At 69.2% G+C, this 16731-nt stretch carries 16 protein-coding genes and 2 pseudogenes; 8 read left to right on the top strand and 10 right to left on the bottom strand.

All coding sequences use genetic code 11. The annotated features are described in order from the left end of the window. Positions 1–8: 8 nt before the first annotated feature. Positions 9–638, bottom strand: coding sequence for a PepSY-associated TM helix domain-containing protein (locus ASD79_RS08340; protein WP_056720605.1), 630 nt, complete (start codon positions 636–638; stop codon positions 9–11). 222 nt (positions 639–860) lie between these two features. Between ASD79_RS08340 and ASD79_RS08335 the strand changes: the two genes are divergently transcribed. The 3 genes and pseudogenes from ASD79_RS08335 to ASD79_RS08330 all read left to right on the top strand — a co-directional run bounded on the left by ASD79_RS08335 (position 861) and on the right by ASD79_RS08330 (position 3453). Next, positions 861–1235, top strand: a complete 375-nt coding sequence (locus tag ASD79_RS08335) for a response regulator transcription factor (protein ID WP_056720576.1) — start codon at positions 861–863, stop codon at positions 1233–1235. 23 nt (positions 1236–1258) lie between these two features. Continuing rightward, positions 1259–1350 (top strand): annotated as a pseudogene (locus ASD79_RS24240) (hypothetical protein); the annotation flags it as partial. 156 nt (positions 1351–1506) lie between these two features. After that, the gene (locus ASD79_RS08330; protein ID WP_056720575.1) at positions 1507–3453 is read left to right on the top strand and encodes a M61 family metallopeptidase; all 1947 of its coding nucleotides are present in this window, start codon (positions 1507–1509) and stop codon (positions 3451–3453) included. Between the two features lie 228 nt (positions 3454–3681). Here the strand turns inward: ASD79_RS08330 and ASD79_RS08325 are convergent, their stop codons facing one another. Beyond that, entirely contained in the window at positions 3682–3822 is a 141-nt protein-coding gene (locus ASD79_RS08325) for a hypothetical protein (protein WP_156400417.1), read from the bottom strand. A 135-nt stretch (positions 3823–3957) separates the two neighbouring features. Between ASD79_RS08325 and ASD79_RS08320 the strand changes: the two genes are divergently transcribed. Then, positions 3958–4479 (top strand): FKBP-type peptidyl-prolyl cis-trans isomerase, encoded by a 522-nt coding sequence (locus ASD79_RS08320; protein ID WP_056720573.1) that lies wholly within the window; start codon positions 3958–3960, stop codon positions 4477–4479. A 126-nt stretch (positions 4480–4605) separates the two neighbouring features. On the opposite strand, the gene rutA is transcribed toward ASD79_RS08320, so the two are convergent. The 6 genes and pseudogenes from rutA to ASD79_RS24995 all read right to left on the bottom strand — a co-directional run. Next, positions 4606–5670: a pyrimidine utilization protein A gene (gene rutA, locus ASD79_RS08315; protein ID WP_056720572.1), complete on the bottom strand. Its 1065-nt coding sequence runs from the start codon at positions 5668–5670 to the stop codon at positions 4606–4608. A 191-nt stretch (positions 5671–5861) separates the two neighbouring features. Then, entirely contained in the window at positions 5862–6662 is an 801-nt protein-coding gene (gene rutD / locus ASD79_RS08310) for a pyrimidine utilization protein D (protein ID WP_056720571.1), read from the bottom strand. Between the two features lie 2 nt (positions 6663–6664). Next, positions 6665–7051, bottom strand: a complete 387-nt coding sequence (gene rutC / locus ASD79_RS08305) for a pyrimidine utilization protein C (RefSeq protein ID WP_056720570.1) — start codon at positions 7049–7051, stop codon at positions 6665–6667. 141 nt (positions 7052–7192) lie between these two features. Then, on the bottom strand, positions 7193–7894 hold the full coding sequence (gene rutB, locus ASD79_RS08300) for a pyrimidine utilization protein B (protein WP_056720569.1): 702 nt from the start codon (positions 7892–7894) through the stop codon (positions 7193–7195). Positions 7895–8251: 357 nt separating this feature from the next. Then, positions 8252–9949, bottom strand: coding sequence for a sensor histidine kinase (locus ASD79_RS08295; protein ID WP_056720568.1), 1698 nt, complete (start codon positions 9947–9949; stop codon positions 8252–8254). 154 nt (positions 9950–10103) lie between these two features. After that, positions 10104–10222 (bottom strand): annotated as a pseudogene (locus tag ASD79_RS24995) (hypothetical protein); the annotation flags it as partial. A gap of 155 nt (positions 10223–10377) precedes the next feature. Between ASD79_RS24995 and ASD79_RS08290 the strand changes: the two are divergent. Genes ASD79_RS08290 through ASD79_RS08280 form a run of 3 tightly spaced genes read left to right on the top strand, consistent with a single transcriptional unit; the run spans position 10378 to position 13154 of the window. Continuing rightward, entirely contained in the window at positions 10378–11970 is a 1593-nt protein-coding gene (locus ASD79_RS08290; RefSeq protein WP_056720567.1) for a fatty acid--CoA ligase, read from the top strand. Position 11971: 1 nt separating this feature from the next. Next, positions 11972–12868, top strand: a complete 897-nt coding sequence (locus ASD79_RS08285; RefSeq protein ID WP_082584851.1) for an oxygenase MpaB family protein — start codon at positions 11972–11974, stop codon at positions 12866–12868. 22 nt (positions 12869–12890) lie between these two features. Beyond that, positions 12891–13154 carry a hypothetical protein gene (locus ASD79_RS08280; protein WP_235524370.1) on the top strand — a complete coding sequence of 88 codons (264 nt, stop codon included), beginning with the start codon at positions 12891–12893 and terminating at the stop codon, positions 13152–13154. A 9-nt stretch (positions 13155–13163) separates the two neighbouring features. Here ASD79_RS08280 and ASD79_RS08275 read toward each other — a convergent pair whose 3' ends face one another. Next, positions 13164–13643 carry an Lrp/AsnC family transcriptional regulator gene (locus tag ASD79_RS08275; protein ID WP_235524369.1) on the bottom strand — a complete coding sequence of 160 codons (480 nt, stop codon included), beginning with the start codon at positions 13641–13643 and terminating at the stop codon, positions 13164–13166. 81 nt (positions 13644–13724) lie between these two features. Between ASD79_RS08275 and ASD79_RS08270 the strand changes: the two genes are divergently transcribed. After that, positions 13725–14627 (top strand): DMT family transporter, encoded by a 903-nt coding sequence (locus ASD79_RS08270; RefSeq protein ID WP_056720565.1) that lies wholly within the window; start codon positions 13725–13727, stop codon positions 14625–14627. A 34-nt stretch (positions 14628–14661) separates the two neighbouring features. On the opposite strand, the gene ASD79_RS08265 is transcribed toward ASD79_RS08270, so the two are convergent. Then, a complete protein-coding gene (locus ASD79_RS08265; protein ID WP_056720564.1) occupies positions 14662–16494 on the bottom strand; it encodes an ABC-F family ATP-binding cassette domain-containing protein in 1833 nt (610 codons plus the stop codon). Between the last annotated feature and the right edge of the window lie 237 nt (positions 16495–16731).

Here is a 16731-nt window from a genome sequence, read left to right as displayed (position 1 = left end):
GGGGCGCCTCACAGGTGGACGAACAGGATGACGAGCAGCAGCGGGATCACCAGCCCGCCGGCCACCAGCGGCCAGGTCAGCGGCCGCGCGCGGGCGTGGAACTGCAGCAGGATCAGGCCGGTGACCGCGAAGATCGCGCAGGCTCCGGCGAAGATGTCGATGAACCAGCCCCAGGCCTTGCCGGCGTTGCGGCCCTTGTGCAGGTCGTTGAGCAAGGAGACCGCGCCGCGCGTGGTCTTCTCGTGCTCGACGGCCCCGGTCTCGCGGTCGATGCTGATCCAGGCGTCGCCGCCGGGGCGGGCCAGGGCGACATAGACCTCGGCGTCGGACCACTCGCCCTGGCGACGGGCGATGTCGGCGTCGACGGTCCGGTCCAGCCAGGTCTCGACCCGGATCGGCAGCGGATGCTTGCCCTCGACCGGGCCCTTGGCCAGCAGGGCCAGCAGGTCGGCGGGCAGGGTGGCCTTGCGGCTGACCACCTGGGGCTTGGCCTCGATCTGGCCGGCGTGGTTGAGGGTGAAGCCGGTGACCGCGAACAGCAGCATGCCGACCAGGCTCAGCGCGGCGCTGATCCAGTGCCACTGGTGCAGCTGCTTGAGCCAGAACGAACGGCGATGCGGGTCGGGAGCGGTCTTCACGGAATCCGGGGCGGCGCGAGGCAAGGGCGCAGCTTCATGCCCACACTTGAGAACGACTTGCAAGAGCAGGGCTCGCGGCCCAGGCGCTTTTGCACGCCTGAGTTTCCCTTCCCAGCAAGGGTTTTCGTAAGGTTGTCACCTGCGACGATAGCGCACGGCGACGGGCTCGGCCCCAGGAGGCTAAGTCCATTTACGGCTTGTTAAGCATGTCAGGGGCGTTCAGTGCGGAAGATCTTGGTCGCGGAAGATGACGTCCTTCTGGCCCATATTCACGAGGTCACCCTGCGTGAGGCCGGCTTCGACGTGCTGGTCTGCCAGGACGGCCAACAGGCCCTCGAGGCGCTCGACGCCTTCGACCCCGACCTGCTGATCACCGATTACCTGATGCCGCGGATGAACGGCGGCGACCTGATCCGGGCCGTGCGCCGTCGCCGGGGCCGGCGGACGGCCGTGCTGCTGGCCTCGGGCCGCGACGAGCACCTGCTGCGTGACGACGAGCGCGGCGACGCCCGCCTCGAAAAGCCGATCTCGCCGGCCCGCCTGCTGGGCGCGGTGCGGGCGCTGGAAGCGCGGTCTTCGATGCGGCCGGCGGCCTAGGCCGTGCGTCCTTCGAGGCTCGGCTGCGCCTCGCACCTCAGGATGAGGAAATCAGTGCAACAAAGCTCCTCATCCTGAGGCGCCCGCGCAGCGGGCCTCGAAGGACGCAGGGCGACCCAGCGTGCCGGACGGGCGGATCGGAGGCCGTCGCTCAAAATGCGATCAACCCTCACTCTCCGCGACGGATGACCTCGACAAGCGCGGCTTTAGAGGAGAAGTTCCCCTCCTTTCGTCGCGGGAGCATGCCCGCACGTCGCATTGGGGTCGTTTCTTGAAAACGCTGTTCTTTACCGCCTCCGTCGTCGCCCTCTCCCTGAGCTTCGGGGTCCTGACCGGCGCGGCCTCCGCCCAAGACCGCGTGCCCATGCAGGCCCCGCCGACCCCGGCCATCGAAGCCGCCAAGGACGTCGCCTATCCCGGCGTGCTGAAGCTGTCGGTCGACGCCACCGACCTGGACCGCAAGATCTTCCAGGTGCGCGAGACGATTCCCGTCGCCAAGGCCGGCCCGATGACCATCCTCTATCCGCAGTGGGTGCCTGGCGGCCACTCGCCGCGCAACGACCTGGACAAGCTGGCCGGCCTGGTGATCACCGCCAATGGCACGAGCCTGCCCTGGACCCGCGACCCGGTCGCCGTCCACGCCTTCCACTTCGACGTGCCGGCCGGCGCCACCGAGGTCCAGCTCAGCTACCAGTTCCTGACCCCGGTGAAGCCCGACGTCGGCCGCGTGCTGGTGACCGACGACATGCTGAACGTGCAGTGGCTGCAACTGGGCTTCTACCCGGCCGGCTACTACACCCGCCGCATCCAGATCGAGCCGACCGTGAAGCTGCCGGAAGGCTGGGGCTTCGGCACCGCGCTGGAGAAGGCCTCGACCAGCGGCCAGAGCACGACCTTCAAGACCACCACCTTCGAGACCCTGGTCGACTCGCCGATGTTCGCCGGCCGCTACTACAAGCAGGTGGACCTGGATCCGAACGGCTCCGTGCCGGTCCGCCTGAACATCGTCGCCGACAAGCCCGACCTGCTGGAGATCAAGCCCGAGGCGCTGCAGATCCATCGCAACCTGGTGCAACAGGCCTACAAGCTGTACGGCGCGCACCACTACGACCACTACGACTTCCTGCTGGCCCTGACCGACAAGATGGGCGGCATCGGCCTGGAGCATCACCGCTCCAGCGAAAACGGCGTCGTGCCCAAGTACTTCACCGACTGGGACAAGACCTTCGTCGGCCGCGACCTGCTGGCCCACGAATACACCCACTCGTGGAACGGCAAGTTCCGCCGCGGCGCCGACCTCTACACCCCCACGCTGAACGAGCCGATGCGCGACAGCCTGATGTGGGTCTACGAGGGCCAGACCCAGTACTGGGGCAACGTGCTGGCCGCCCGCTCGGGCCTGCAGACCAAGCAGCAGGGCCTGGAGTCCCTGGCCATCACCGCCGCCCTCTACGACACGCGCGCCGGCCGCAACTGGCGCAACGTGCTGGACACCACCAACGACCCGATCATCGCCAACCGCAAGCCGGCCTCGTGGACCAGCTGGCAGCGCAGCGAGGACTACTATTCGGAAGGCCAGCTGGTCTGGCTGGACGCCGACACCCTGATCCGCGAGAAGACCGGCGGCAAGAAGTCGCTGGACGACTTCGCCAAGGCCTTCTTCGGTGTCGAGAACGGCTCGTACGTCGTGCTGACCTACGACTTCGACACGGTGGTCCAGACCCTGAACGGCGTCGTGCCGTATGACTGGGCGAGCTTCCTGAAGACCCGCATCGAGGGCCTGTCGGCGCGCGCGCCGCTCGATGGCCTGACCCGCGGCGGCTACAAGCTGGTCTATACCGACACCCCGACCGAGTTCTTCAAGGCGGCCGAGACCAAGGGCAAGATCGTCAACCTCAGCTATTCGCTGGGGATCACGATCGGCAAGGAGGGCGTGCTGTCGGCGGTCAACTGGGACACCCCGGCCTTCAAGGCCGGCCTGACGGCCGGCGAGACCCTCGTCGCGGTCAACGGCACGGCCTACAGCGACGACCTGATCAAGGACGCGGTCAAGGCCACGGCCAAGGCCGGCGCCGCGCCGGTCGAGCTGCTGATCAAGGACGGCGAGCGCTATCGCACGGTGAAGATCGACTACACCGGCGGCGCGCGCTACCCGCGCCTGGAGCGCATCGAAGGCACGCCCGCGCGGTTGGACGACATCTACGCGGCGCGGAAGTAGCCCTCGTCGCCAGACGACCTAGGGGGCCGGCGGCGGAAACGTCGCCGGCTTCTTTCGTTTGGGGGGCGTTCGTCGGGCGGTTCAGCGACCGTGCGTCCTTCGAGGCCCTCCCTTGGAGGGCGCCTCAGGATGAGGAACTCAGCGGGGGACTCCTCATCCTGAGGTGCGAGCCGAAGGCGAGCCTCGAAGGACGCACGGCGCAAGCAAAGGCCTACTGCCTGCCGCCCCCTACAGGTGCTCGCTCATCCAGAACCGCGAAACGCCCAGCGCCAGGGCGCCGATCACCAACCACCCGCCATAGAGGCCGACCCAGGGATGGCGCTGCCACCAGTGGGGCAGGTCGAGCGACGGGCCAGGATAGCCGGCCATGGTCTCCTCCCATTCGACGAACCGGCGGTCTTGAAGCCGCCGAGGTTCCATGGAAAACAACCTAGGCTTCAGGCTTGGCTTTCAGGTTAACCGAGCGACGGCTGTTTTCTCCACTCAAGGTAGCGTGAGTCTCCGATGAACCGTATCGCTAGTCTGGTCCTGGGCCTTTGCCTGGTGTCGAGCCCCGTCCTGGCCCAGGAGGCCCAATCTTCCGCAGGGGGGCCGCCTCCGCAATTGTCGGCCGCCGTCGACCCGGCCAAGACCCTGGCCGAGGGCCAGGCGTTCCTGGCCAAGAACGCCAAGGCGCCGGGCGTGGTCACCACCGCCTCGGGCCTGCAGTACAAGGTGGTCAAGTCCGGCCCCAAGACCGGGCCGTCGCCCAAGGTCGGCGACATCATCAAGGTCCACTACGAGGGCAAGCTGCTGGACGGCACGGTGTTCGACAGCTCGTTCGCGCGCGGCCAGGCGGCGATCATGCCGGCCGACGGCCTGGTGCCGGGCTGGATGGAGGCCCTGCCGCTGATGCATGTCGGCGACGAGTGGACGCTCTACCTGCCGGCCGCGCTGGGCTACGGCGACCGCGCGGCGGGACCGATCCCGGCCGGGAGCGTGATGGTGTTCCGGCTGCAGCTGATCGGCATGCTGGCGGCGGATTGATCGGGCTTCCAGGTCCTCCCCCTGTGGGGGAGGCGATCGCGTAGCGATCGGTGGGGGGAGCTTGCTGAGTCAGAAAACTCCCCCCACCGTCGGCTGCGCCGACACCTCCCCCACAGGGGGAGGCTTTTAGATCCCGGCCCGCGACGCCATCAGCGGCTGGATCTTGGTCCCGAAGTTCTCCACCCCCGCCACGAAGTCGTCGAACACCAGCAGCACGCCGGCCGTGCCCTCGACGGCGGCCACCTCGTCCAGCATCCGGGCCACGCTTTCATACGACCCCACCAGCGTGCCCATATTGAGGTTCACCGCCGATTCCGGCGCCGCCAGCTGGGCGGTGTTGGTGGTCGAGCCGGCGGCGGCGTTGGGCGCGGCCTGGTTGGTCAGCCAGGCCAGGGCCTCCTGGTCGGCGCCGGCCCGGTAGGCCTGCCACTTGGCCATCGCCTTCTCGTCGGTCTCGTCGGCGATGATCATGAACAGGATGTAGGAGGCGACGTCGCGGCCGGTCTTGTCGGCGGCGGCCTTCAGGCGGTCGTTGACCCCGCCGAAGGCGGTGGGGGTGTTGGTGCCCTTGCCCAGGGCGAAGCTGTAGTCGGCGTGCTGGGCGGTGAAGGCCAGGCCCTCGTTGGACGAGCCGGCGCAGATCAGCTTGGTTTCCTTGGGATGGGGGCTGACCCGGCAATCGGTCATCTGGAAGTACTTGCCCTTGAAGTCCGACACCCCGGTGTCGAGCAGCTCGCGCAGCACGGTGGCGTATTCGGCCAGGTAGTTGTAGCGGTCGGTATAGTGGCCCTCGCCCGGCCACAGGCCCATCTGGTCGTACTCGGCCTTCTGCCAGCCGGTGACCAGGTTGATGCCGAACCGGCCCGGGGCGATGGAGTCGATGGTCGAGGCCATGCGGGCGACGATGGCGGGCGGGATGGTCAGGGTGGCGGCGGTGGCGAAGATCTTGATCTTGCTGGTCACGGCCGCCAGGCCGGCCATCAGGGTGAAGCTCTCGAGATTGTGCTCCCAGAACTGGGTCTTGCCGCCGAACCCGCGCAGCTTGATCATCGAGAGGGCGAAGTCGAAGCCGTATTTCTCGGCCTTCTGGACGATCTCCTTGTTGAGCTCGAAGCTCGGCATGTACTGCGGAGCCGCCTCGGAGATCAGCCAGCCGTTGTTGCCGATCGGAATGAAGACGCCGATTTCCATGGAATTAGTCCCTCCGACTAAATTTGATGATTTTCAGAGCGCGATCATTCGTCATTGAAACCGCGCCACTTCCGCCGTTTCCCCGGCGAAGGCCGGGGCCCAGGTGACGCCCATGAGGCGCTCCGGATGAATCTGGATCCCGGCCTTCGCCGGGAAAACGGCGGTGGGATGGTTCGAACTGGGGAAGCGCTTCATGCCCCCACCAGGAAACTCACCACCGTCGCGTTGAACCCCTCCGCCGCCGTCACCGTGAAGCCGTGGCCGCCCCAGGGGGCGATGTCGAGCGTGGCGTCGGGCAGGCGCTCGGCCAGGCGGCGCGAGCAGCTCAGCGGCACGAGCATGTCGTCGGCGCTGGCGCTGACCAGCACCGGGCAGGCGATGCGCGGCAGGTCGGCGTCGATGTCGAAGGCCAGCAGGGCCTGGATGCGGGCCCGCATGACGTCCGGATCCGGGAAGCCGTGGATATGGTGGATCTCCTCGGCCTCGAGGCGCGCGTTGTTGGCGCTGATCCAGTCGGCCGGATAGAGGAACAGCGGCTGGGCGTGGACATAGGCCGCGATGCCGGTGTTGTTGAGCAGGGCCAGGCGGGTGTCGAAGCAGCGCTGGATGTGCGGATCGGGCCGCGACCAGCCGTTGACCACCACCAGCTTGGCCATGCGGCCTGGATGATCCAGCGCCATGGCCAGGCCGGCGTTGCCGCCCGCCGCGTGGCCGACCACGTGGGCGCGGTCCAGGCCCAGGGCGTCCATGACCTTGACGATGTCGTCGCCCATCGCCGCTACCGTGTGCGGCTGGGTCAGGGTCCGCACGCCGCGCCCCGTGCCGCGATGGTCATAGAGCACCACCTGGAAGCGGCTCAGCAGCGCCGCCATCTGCGGCGTCCAGAAGGCTCCGGAACCGCCGAGCCCGGCCGACAGGACCACCGTCTCGCGACCGGCGGCTGGCCCGCCATGGACCTCGTAGTACAGGCCGTCGACGGTTCCGCTCTGCACGGTTACTTGCCGATATGGGCGATGGTGGCGATCTCGACCAGGAAGTCGGGACGGACCAGGCCGCACTGGATGCAGAACCGGGCCGGCTTCTCGCCCGGGAAGTACTCGGCATAGACCTTGTTGATGGCGGCGTAGTCGGCCCAGTCCTTGAGGAAGATGTGGTTCATGGTCACGTCCTCCATGGCGCCGCCGGCCGTCTCGATGACGGACTTGATGGTCTCCAGCACCTGCCGCGTCTGGGCCGAGGCGTCGCCGACATGGGCGACGTTGTTGTCCTTGTCGAAGGCCAGGGTGCCCGAGACATAGACCACGCCGTCGGCCAGGGTTCCCGGCGAGAACGGGGCGATCGGGACGCCGGTCCCGGGCGGGGTGATGACGGTCTTGGGCATGGGATACTCTCCGTGGTTGTGAGGCCCTGCGTCCTTCGAGGCCGCTTCGCGGCGCCTCAGGATGAGGAATTCAGAAGGCTCAAAAGGTCCTCATCCTGAGGTGCGAGGCGCAGCCGAGCCTCGAAGGACGCACGGCGCTGCTCACGCGCCGGCTTCCCGCTGCCCCACCGCCCCCTTGAAGTCCGCCGTGGTCGACACCCAGCCGAAGAAGGTCTCGATGTTGTAGAGCGCCGCCTTCTGCACGAAGTCGGGACCCGCCTGGTGGGTGGCGTCCTCCAGCACCGTGCCGAAATATTCCAGGAAGAAGCCGTCGCGCAGCGTCGATTCCACGCAGACATTGGTGGCGATGCCCACGAACACCAGATGGCGGATCCCGCGCGAGCGCAGCACGCTGTCGAGCTGGGAGTTGAAGAAGCCGCTGTAGCGGGTCTTGTGCAGCTGGATGTCGCCCGGCTGGGGCTTCAGGGCGTCGACCAGTTCGTAGTCCCAGCCGCCCCGGGCCAGCAGCTTACCCTGCAACTCGGGCCGGGCGCGCATGGTCTTCAGGGCGTTGGACTTGTGCCAGTTGGGCGAGCCGGGGCCGCCGGCCTCGACATAGTCGGCGTCCCAGCCGTTCTGGAAATAGATCACCGGCATGCCCGCGCCGCGCGCCACGTCCAGCACGCCGGCGATCTTGTCGATCACCGCCGCCGCGCCGCTGATGTCGAAGCCGGCCAGGTCGAGATAGCCGCCAGGGGATGCGTAGGCGTTCTGCATGTCGATGACGATCACCGCGGTCTTGCCGACCGGCAGGGCGATCGGCTCGGGCCGGGCCGGCAGCATCAGGGTGTCGGGTGTCGTCATAGGCTCTTGACCCTAAGGGTGAGCGACGCAGGTAAGACCATCGCGGGGCGGGGCGCAATCGATCGATGGTCGCCGAACCGCAATTGCCTAGGTCTTGGGCTAATTCAGAAACGACTTACTAGCGGCGCCCTCGTTTCCGCTCATCCCGGCGAACGCCCATGGGCGCTAAGTTTGGGCGTGAGGGTCTATGGCTTGGCTTGATTTTCCTCATCCTGAGGTGCTCGGCGCAACGCGGCGAGCCTCGAAGGACGCACGAAGCTGGCCGGCCCTGCGTCCTTCGAGGCCCGCTACGCGGGCGCCTCAGGATGAGGACGTTTGTAACTTAGCGCCTACGGGCGTTCGCCGGGATGAGCGGACTCAAGGCGGCGTGTCCCCCTCCGCCGGTCTCGGCAGCGACAGGGTCAGCACGCAGACCAGGCCCGACGGGCGGTAGTCGAAGCGCGCCTGGCCGCCGAGGTCGGACTTCAGGCTGGCGGCGATCAGGCGCGAGCCGAAGCCCGCGCGGCTGGGCGAGGCGACGGTCGGGCCGCCGCGCTCCTCCCAGTGCAGGGTGACCTGGTGCAGGGCGGTGGGGTCGGCGTGCCAGACCACGGCCACCGTGCCTTCCGACGTCGACAGGGCCCCGTATTTGAGCGCGTTGGTCGCCAGCTCGTGGAACACCATCGACAGGGCCAGGGCGGCGTTGGGCGACAGGGCGATCGGCGGCCCGGCCAGGACGGTCCGGTCGATATAGGGCTCCAGCGTCTGGCGCAGGATGGCCTGCATCTCGGCGCCCTGCCAGACGCTCTGGGTCAGCAGGTCATGGGCCCGGGCCAGGGCCATCAGCCGCTCGTTGAAGGCCGGCAGGCCGGGCGTGTCGGTCGGGCGTCCCAGGCTCTGGCGAGCCAGGGACTGCACGGTGGACAGGGTGTTCTTCACCCGGTGGTTCAGCTCGTTGATCATCAGCTGCTGGCGCTGGTGGGCCCGCTCCTCCTCGGCCTCGCGGGCCCGCAGCTGGGCGGCGGCGTCGTGCAGGGCGGCCCGCACCTCGGCGATCTCGCTCAGGCCGCCGGGCGTCGGGGCGATCTCCTCGCCGGCCACCACCGCCCGGGCGTCGATCGCCAGGCCGCGCACGGCGACCGAGATGTCGCGCGAGAACACCAGGGCCACGGCCGCGCCGATGGCCAGCAGCACCACGCTGGCCAGGGTCAGCAGGCCGACCGACATCCAGTTGGCCCGGTTCAGCTCGGCCCGCGGCACGCCGACGATGAACGCCCAGCCGCTGGTCGGCGAGCGGCTGAAGGCCGACAGGGTGGGGGTGCCGTCCAGGGTCTGGCTCAGCACCACCCCTTCGTTGCTCCGGGTCATGGCCTCGCGCATGTCGGTGCTGGCCTTGCGGCCCAGGAAGCGGTCCTGGTCGCGCGACCGCGCCACCAGCGAGAAGTCGCGGTCGATGATGCTGGCCGTCCAGGTCGACGGCACGTTCTGGGCGGCGAACAGCGAGGCGAAGGCCTTGGGCGTCTGGATATAGGCCAGGTCGTGCAGTTCGCCGTCGACGATGACCGGCATGTCGATGGCGACGATCGGCTGGCCGGCCACCACGCCGAGGGTGAGGTTGGAGACCGTGGTGCGGCCCGAACGCACCACCTCCCAACGCTCGGGCGGCAAGGGGCTGCGCGGCGTCGGCGCGCCGGGCGGCAGCCGGGTGTTGACCACCTGTCCCCGGCGGTCGAGCAGCACGATCCAGCCGTCGCCGCCCTGGACGGCCGCCCGGGCCTGGCGCTCGAAGGCGGGGATGTCGCCGGAGGTCAGGGCGGGCGACACGGCCAGGGTCTGCAGGATGCTCTGCCCCTGGCCGATCTGGCGGTCGGTGGCCAGGGCCAGGGCGCGGGTGGTGACGACCAGCTGCTGTTCATAGCGGGCGCGGCTTTCGCCGAACTCGGCGCGGGCCAGCAGGGCCATGAAGATCATGGCCGGGACCACCAGGCTCAAGGCCATCAGCAGCAGGCGCCGTCGCACGGTGGCGGCTCGCGGCGGCGGCGACCCAGCCTCTGCGGCGGGAGCGGTCTGGACCATGTCTTCCGCCAACCGGACGCGCTCACCCTTGCGTGGACCGCGCCAACAGAGAATGGCCGCCGCGCCGGGTCAAGCGGTTACGCTTGGCGAGGGCGGTCGCGGGGGGCGGTCGCGGCGGCCTGGCCGGGGAGGGCCTTGAAATTCCTGGCTGGCGTCAAACCCTCCTACAGTTGTCATCCCGGAAGCCTCGCAGAGGCTGTCCGGGACCCAGGGGCCGGCGCGATGCGGTGGCCCTGGGTCCCGGCTCTTCGCTTCGCTACGGCCGGGATGACAACCGTGGGGGCAACCGAGTCCGAGATCCCGCACCCATCCGCCCGTAAACCGTGTTTTCCGCTAGCCGCGCACCGGAAATGGCCATCATCCTGGGGTTCGTGAACCGAAGGCGGCGCCAAGATCGCTTCGACCCCCGCGCGAGGAGAGGCGTCAGCATGTCCGGACCCGCCGTCGATTTCGATCGCATGACGACCCTGGGCGACGTCGCCCGCTACCATCACGCGGCGCGGCCCGAGGCGACGGCCCTGGTGTTCGAGGGGCGGCGGACCAGCTTCGCCGACTTCGACCGCCACACCGACCAGGTCGCCAACGCCCTGCTGGCCGAGGGCCTGATCCAGGGCGACCGCATCGCCTATGTCGGCAAGAACAGCGACCACTATTTCGAGCTGCTGTTCGGCGCGGCCAAGGCCGGGGTGGTGCTGGCCCCGATCGGCTGGCGCCTGGCCCCGCGCGAGATCGCCTACATCCTGGGCGACGCCGAGGCCCGCATGGTGTTCGTCGGCCCCGAGCTGATCGCCCATGTCCGCGACGTGGCCGAACTGATCCTCGACCAGCCCAGGCTGATCGCCATGGAGGACAACGAGTACGGCCACCCGGAGTTCGTCGCCTGGCGCGACGCCGCGCCGTGCGTCACGCCGGACGTCCGGGTCACCAGCGCCGACATCGCGATCCAACTCTACACCTCCGGCACCACCGGCCGGCCGAAGGGCGCGATGCTGACCCACAACAACATCCTGGCCCCGCGCCGGCTGGCCGCCGTGGCCGACATGGACTGGAACCGCTGGGGCCCCGACGACGTCAGCCTGGTGGCCATGCCGGTGGCCCATATCGGCGGCACCGGCTGGGGCGTGGTCGGGCTGGTCAACGGCGCCAAGGGCGTGGTGGCTCGCGAGTTCGACCCGGCCAAGGTGCTGGACTTCATCGAACGCGACCGGGTCTCCAAGATGTTCATGGTGCCGTCCGCCCTGCAGATCGTGGTGCGCCTGCCGCGCGCCCGCCAGGTCGATTACAGCCGCCTGACCTACATCCTCTACGGGGCCGCGCCGATCCCGCTGGACCTGCTGCGCGAGTGCGTCGAGGTGTTTGGCTGCGGCTTCGTCCAGCAGTACGGCATGACCGAGACCACCGGCACGGTGGTCTACCTGCCGCCCCAGGACCACGACCCGGCCGGCAACGCCCGCATGCGCTCGGCCGGCCTGCCGATGCCCGGCGTCGAACTGAAGGTGCTGGGCCCGGACGGCGAGAGCCTGCCGACCGGCGAGGTCGGCGAGGTGGCGATCCGCTCGCCCGCCAACATGGCCGGCTACTGGAAGCTGCCGGAGGCGACGGCCGACACGATCGACGAGGACGGCTGGCTGCGGACCGGCGACGCCGGCTATATCGACGCCGACGGCTACCTGTTCATCCATGACCGGGTGAAGGACATGATCATCAGCGGCGGCGAGAACATCTATCCGGCCGAGGTCGAGAGCGCCGTCTACGGCCATCCGCACGTCGCCGAGGTGGCGGTGATCGGCGTGCCCGACGACACCTGGGGCGAGGCGGTCAAGGCGGTGGTGGCGCTGAAGCCCGGCGCGCCGGTCGACCCGGCCGACATCATCGCCTTCGCCCGCACCCGCATCGCCGCCTTCAAGGCCCCCAAGACCATCGACTTCGTCGCGGCCCTGCCGCGCAACGCCTCGGGCAAGATCCTGCGCCGCGAACTGCGCGACCCCTATTGGGCGGGCATGACCCGCCGGGTGAACTGAGGTGACGGATGGCGACGGCCGCCTTGCCGGGCTGGTCCAGAGCCTGATCCAACCGGACGGCCGCCACTTCGATTTCCGCGTCCCCGCCGGCGAGCCGGCCCTGGCCGCGCCGGACTCGGTGTCGTGGCGGGTGTTCAAGAACCCGGTGTCGCTGTTCGTCGGCGGGGTGACGGCGGTGATCCTGGAACTGGCCGAGCCACGGGTGCGGACCGGCGTCTGGGAGCACAGCAGCTTTCGGAGCGATCCCCTGCCGCGCCTCAAGCGCACCGGCCTGGCGGCGATGGTCACGGTCTATGGCGCGCGCTCGGCGGCCCAGACGATGATCGCCGGCGTGCGGCGGATGCACGACAAGGTCACCGGCGACACCCCGGCCGGCGCGGCCTACCGGGCCAACGACGCGGCGTTGCTGGACTGGGTGCAGGCCACCGCCAGCTTCGGCTTCCTGGAGGCCTACCACGCCTATGCGACCCCGCTGAGCGTCGCCGACCGCGACCGGTTCTACGCCGAGGCGGGGCCGGCGGCGGCCCTGTACGGCGCGACCGGCGCTCCGGCCTCGGTGGCGGAATGGGAGGCGCGGCTGGCGGCCATGCTGCCGGGGCTGGAGCGCTCGGAGATCGTCTTCGAGTTCCTGGCGCTGATGCGGAAGACGGCGATCCTGCCGGCCCCGCTGCGCGGCCTGCAGGGGGCGCTGATCCGGGCGGCGGTGGCGATCACCCCGCCGGCGGTCCGCGCGGTGGTGGGCCTGGGCGCCGCCTGGGACCTGGGACCCATCGAGGGCCGCCTGGTCCGCTGGGCCGGGGCGGCCGCCGACCGCCTGCCGGTGCGCGGCACGCCGGCGGTCGAGGCCTGCCAGCGGATGGGCCTGCCGGCGGACTATCTGTATCGGCGGCGAGGGTAGGGCCGCCTACGGCAAAGCCTCCATGGCGAAACCGTCCGGACGCGCCTATATCCGCGCCTTCCCATTCCCGAACGTCCGGAACCCCGCCATGGCCAAGCTGCAATCCCTCGAAACCTTCAGCCTGCACGAGACCGAGAACGGCTACCGCCTGCTGGTTTCGGCGGTCGGCGGCGACGCCCTCTATGTCGAGATCACCCCAGCCCAGATGGACGACATCATCGAGAGCCTGGAAGCGGCCATGGGCGGCGAGGCGGAAGAGGGCGTCGAGGAAGACGAGGCGTTCTGAGGCCTCGCCTCAGAACGCCAGCGGCGCGCGGCGCGGATCGAAGCGGACGACCTCGCGCAGGGTGACCAGGGTCTGGAAGGTCCGCACCTGGCGCTCGTCGCTCAGCACATCGCGGATGAAGGCGTCATAGGCTTCCATCGAGGGCACGGCCAGGGTCAGCAGGAAGTCGGTCCGGCCGGTCACCTGCCAGGCTCCCAGCACCTCGGGCCGCTCGCGCAGGACTTCGGCGAAGGCGGCCATGGCGCGCTCGCGTTCCATCTCCACCAGCACATGCAGGGTGATCGCCGCGCCCAGGCGGGCGGGGTCCAGCACGGCGACGTCGGCGACGATCACCCCCTCGGCGCGCAAGCGCCGCAACCGGCGCAGCACCGCCGACTCCGACAGGCCCACCGTCTTGGCCAGGATCCGCGCCGGCTGCAGGGTGTCGCGCCGCACCAGCTCCAGCAGGTGGTGGTCGAACGCGTCGAGCGTGACGGTTTCGGTCGCCAATTGATCCTCCGTGACGAAAACAGTTGCTTGAACGGTTGAAATCGCCGCCCCCCGTCGCATCCTTTTCGCTAGTTTGCGGCGATGTCCAGAGCTTCCGCCCCCCATTCGACCGCTGGGTTCGCCGCCTTCCTGCCCTATGTCTGCCTGCTGGGGGCGATGGTCTCGCTGTGCGTCGGGACGTCGCTGGCCAAGTCGCTGTTCCCGCTGGTCGGGGCCCAGGGGACCAGCGCCTATCGGGTCGGCTTTTCCGCCCTGGTGCTATGCCTGGTCTGGCGGCCGTGGCGCACGCCGCTGAACCGCAAGGACCTGATGGCCGTCGTCTTCTATGGCGCGGTGATGGGGGCGATGAACCTGTGCTTCTACATGGCCATCCGCACGATCCCGCTGGGCCTGGCCATCGCCATCGAGTTCACCGGGCCGCTGAGCCTGGCCCTGCTGCACGCCCGCCGCCTCAGCCATTTCGCCTGGATCGGCCTGGCCGTGCTGGGTCTGGCCCTGCTGTTGCCGCTGGGCGATTCCAGCCTCGACCTCGACCCGGTCGGGGTGGCCTTCGCGGCGGCGGCGGCGGTGTTCTGGGCGCTCTACATCGTGGCGGGGCAACGGACCGGGCACCTGCACGGCGGCCAGTCGGTGGCCCTGGGCATGCTGACGGCGGCCCTGATCATCGCCCCGTTCGGGATCGTCGCGGCCGGGGCCCGGCTGCTCGACCCCGTCGCCATTGGCCTGGGCCTGGTGGTGGCCCTGGTCTCCAGCGCCTTGCCCTATTCGCTGGAGATGGTCGCCATGCGCGGCATCTCGAAACGCAGCTTCGGGGTGGTGCTGAGCCTGGAGCCGGCGGTCGGGGCGCTGGTGGGGCTGCTGGTGCTGGGCGAACACCTGGTCGCCCGCCAGTGGCTGGCCATCGCCCTGGTCATCGCCGCCTCGGTCGGCGCCACGATGTCGGACCAGTCGGGGCGACGGCAAGAGGCGCCGCTGCACGATTAGCGTTGCCTGGACCCTCTCCCAGAGGGAGAGGGTTCTAGGAAACCATCGTCTCGCGCTTTTCCTCCAGCGCCAGCCAGTCCTCCTCGGCCGTCGCCAGGTCGGCCCGGGCCTTGTCGAGGTCCTTCATGACCTTGTTGAAGCCGTTCGGGTCGCGGGCGTAGAAGCCCGGATCGGCCAGCCTGGCCTCGATGTCGGCGATGATCCTGGGGCTGGCGGCCACCAGGGCCTCGCATTCCTCGAGCCGGCGCTGGTCCTTGTAGGACAGCTTGACGGTCTTTTTCGGGGCCGGGGCGGGCGGCGGGGTCAGGACGGCCTTGTTGGAGCCCGTGCCGGTGGCGAAGTCGCCGGCCGCGCCGCGGGCGCCTTTGAAGAAGTCCGGGTTCTGGTCGATCAGGTCGGTCCAGCCGCCCGGGGTTTCCAGCACCTTGCCGTGGCCGTTCATGGCGATGGTCGAGGTCGCCAGGCGGTCGATGAAGTCGCGGTCGTGGCTGACCAGGATGAGGGTTCCCTCGAAATCAGCCAACAGCTCCTCGAGCAGGTCGAGGGTGTCCATGTCCAGGTCGTTGGTCGGCTCGTCCAGCACCATCAGGTTGGTCGGGCTGGCCAGGGCCCTGGCCAGCAGCAGGCGGTTGCGCTCGCCGCCCGACAGGCTGGTGACCGGCTGGCGCAGTTGGGCCTCGGTGAACAGGAACTCCTTGGCGTAGCCGGCCACGTGCTTGGGGATGCCGCGCACCAGGATCGAGTCGCCGCCGCCAGGGGTCAGGAAGTCCCACAGCGTCATCTTCTCCGACAGCGCCATGCGGTTCTGGTCGACATAGGAGATCTCGAGATTGGTCCCCAGCTTGATGTCGCCGGCGTCGATCGGGATCTCGCCCAGCAGCATCCGCACCAGGGTGGTCTTGCCCGCGCCGTTGGGGCCGACCAGGGCGACGCGGTCGCCGCGCAGGATGCGGGTCGAGAAGTCCTCGACGATCACCCGCTCGCCGAACTTCTTGGTGACGTGCTTGGCCTCGACCACCCGCTTGCCGGAGGTCCCCGAGCTTTCCACGGCCATGGTCATGCTGCCGCGCTTGTCGGACTGCAGGTCCTTCTTCTGCGAGCGCAGGTCCATCAGGGCGCGGCGACGGCCTTCGTTGCGGGCCCGGCGGCCCTGGACGCCGCGGGCCAGCCAGGCGTTTTCCTTCTCCAGCTGCTTGTTGAGCCGGCGCTCCTCGTCGGCCTCGGCGGCCAGCACCTGTTCGCTCCAGATCTCGAACTCGGCGAAGCCCTTGTCCAGGCGGCGCACCTTGCGGTGTTCCAGCCAGAAGGTGCGCTGGGTGACGCGGTTGAGGAAGGCGCGGTCGTGGCTGACGATCAGGGCCGCGCACTTGGAGCCGGCCAGCTCCTCTTCCAGGGTCTGGATGGCGAAGATGTCCAGATGGTTGGTCGGCTCGTCCAGCAGCAGCACGTCGGGCTGCTCGGCGAAGGCGCGGGCCAGGGCGGCGCGGCGCCGCTCGCCGCCCGACAGGCCTTGCGTGCTCTTGGCGTAGTCCAGGCCGAAGTCGGCCAGGGTGGCGTGGGCCTCGTAGTCCTCGGCCCCGCCGGCCGTGCAGTAGTCCAGCAGGGTGTCGCCGGCGATGTCCGGCTCCTGGCTGACATAGACGATCTTGGCGCCGGGCTGAGCCGAGCGCTCGCCGCTGTCGGGCTCGACGCCCTGGTTGGCCAGGATCTTCAGCAGGGTGGACTTGCCGGCCCCGTTGCGGCCGACCAGGCAGGCGCGGATCCGCGGCTCCAGGGCCAGGTCGACGCCGTCGAACAGCGGCTTGGCGCCGTCGGCGAGACGGACGTCCTTGAGGGCGAGGACAGGGGCGCGAGTCGGGGAAGCCATGATCGGTGGGGTCTGCTGTCGGCGGGAAAGGGAGGAGATGGGGGCCTATAGCAGGCGGGGCGAGGGGACGGGCGGATTTCTTGGTGGCGGCATGAGCGCCCGCGCGAGTGACCCTCTCCCGGAGGGGAGAGGGAGGGTGTTCAGCCCGGATAGAGAGGTGACAGACCAGCCCGGATAGATGGGTAACAGTTCTCGCCTGATAGGTTGGAGGGCTGTGCGATGCCGTGGCGAGAGCGC

This window comes from Caulobacter sp. Root655 (genome assembly GCF_001427665.1).
GTDB lineage: Bacteria > Pseudomonadota > Alphaproteobacteria > Caulobacterales > Caulobacteraceae > Caulobacter.
Note: the sequence above shows the minus strand (reverse complement) of the source record. Positions and strands in the feature narration are given on the sequence as shown.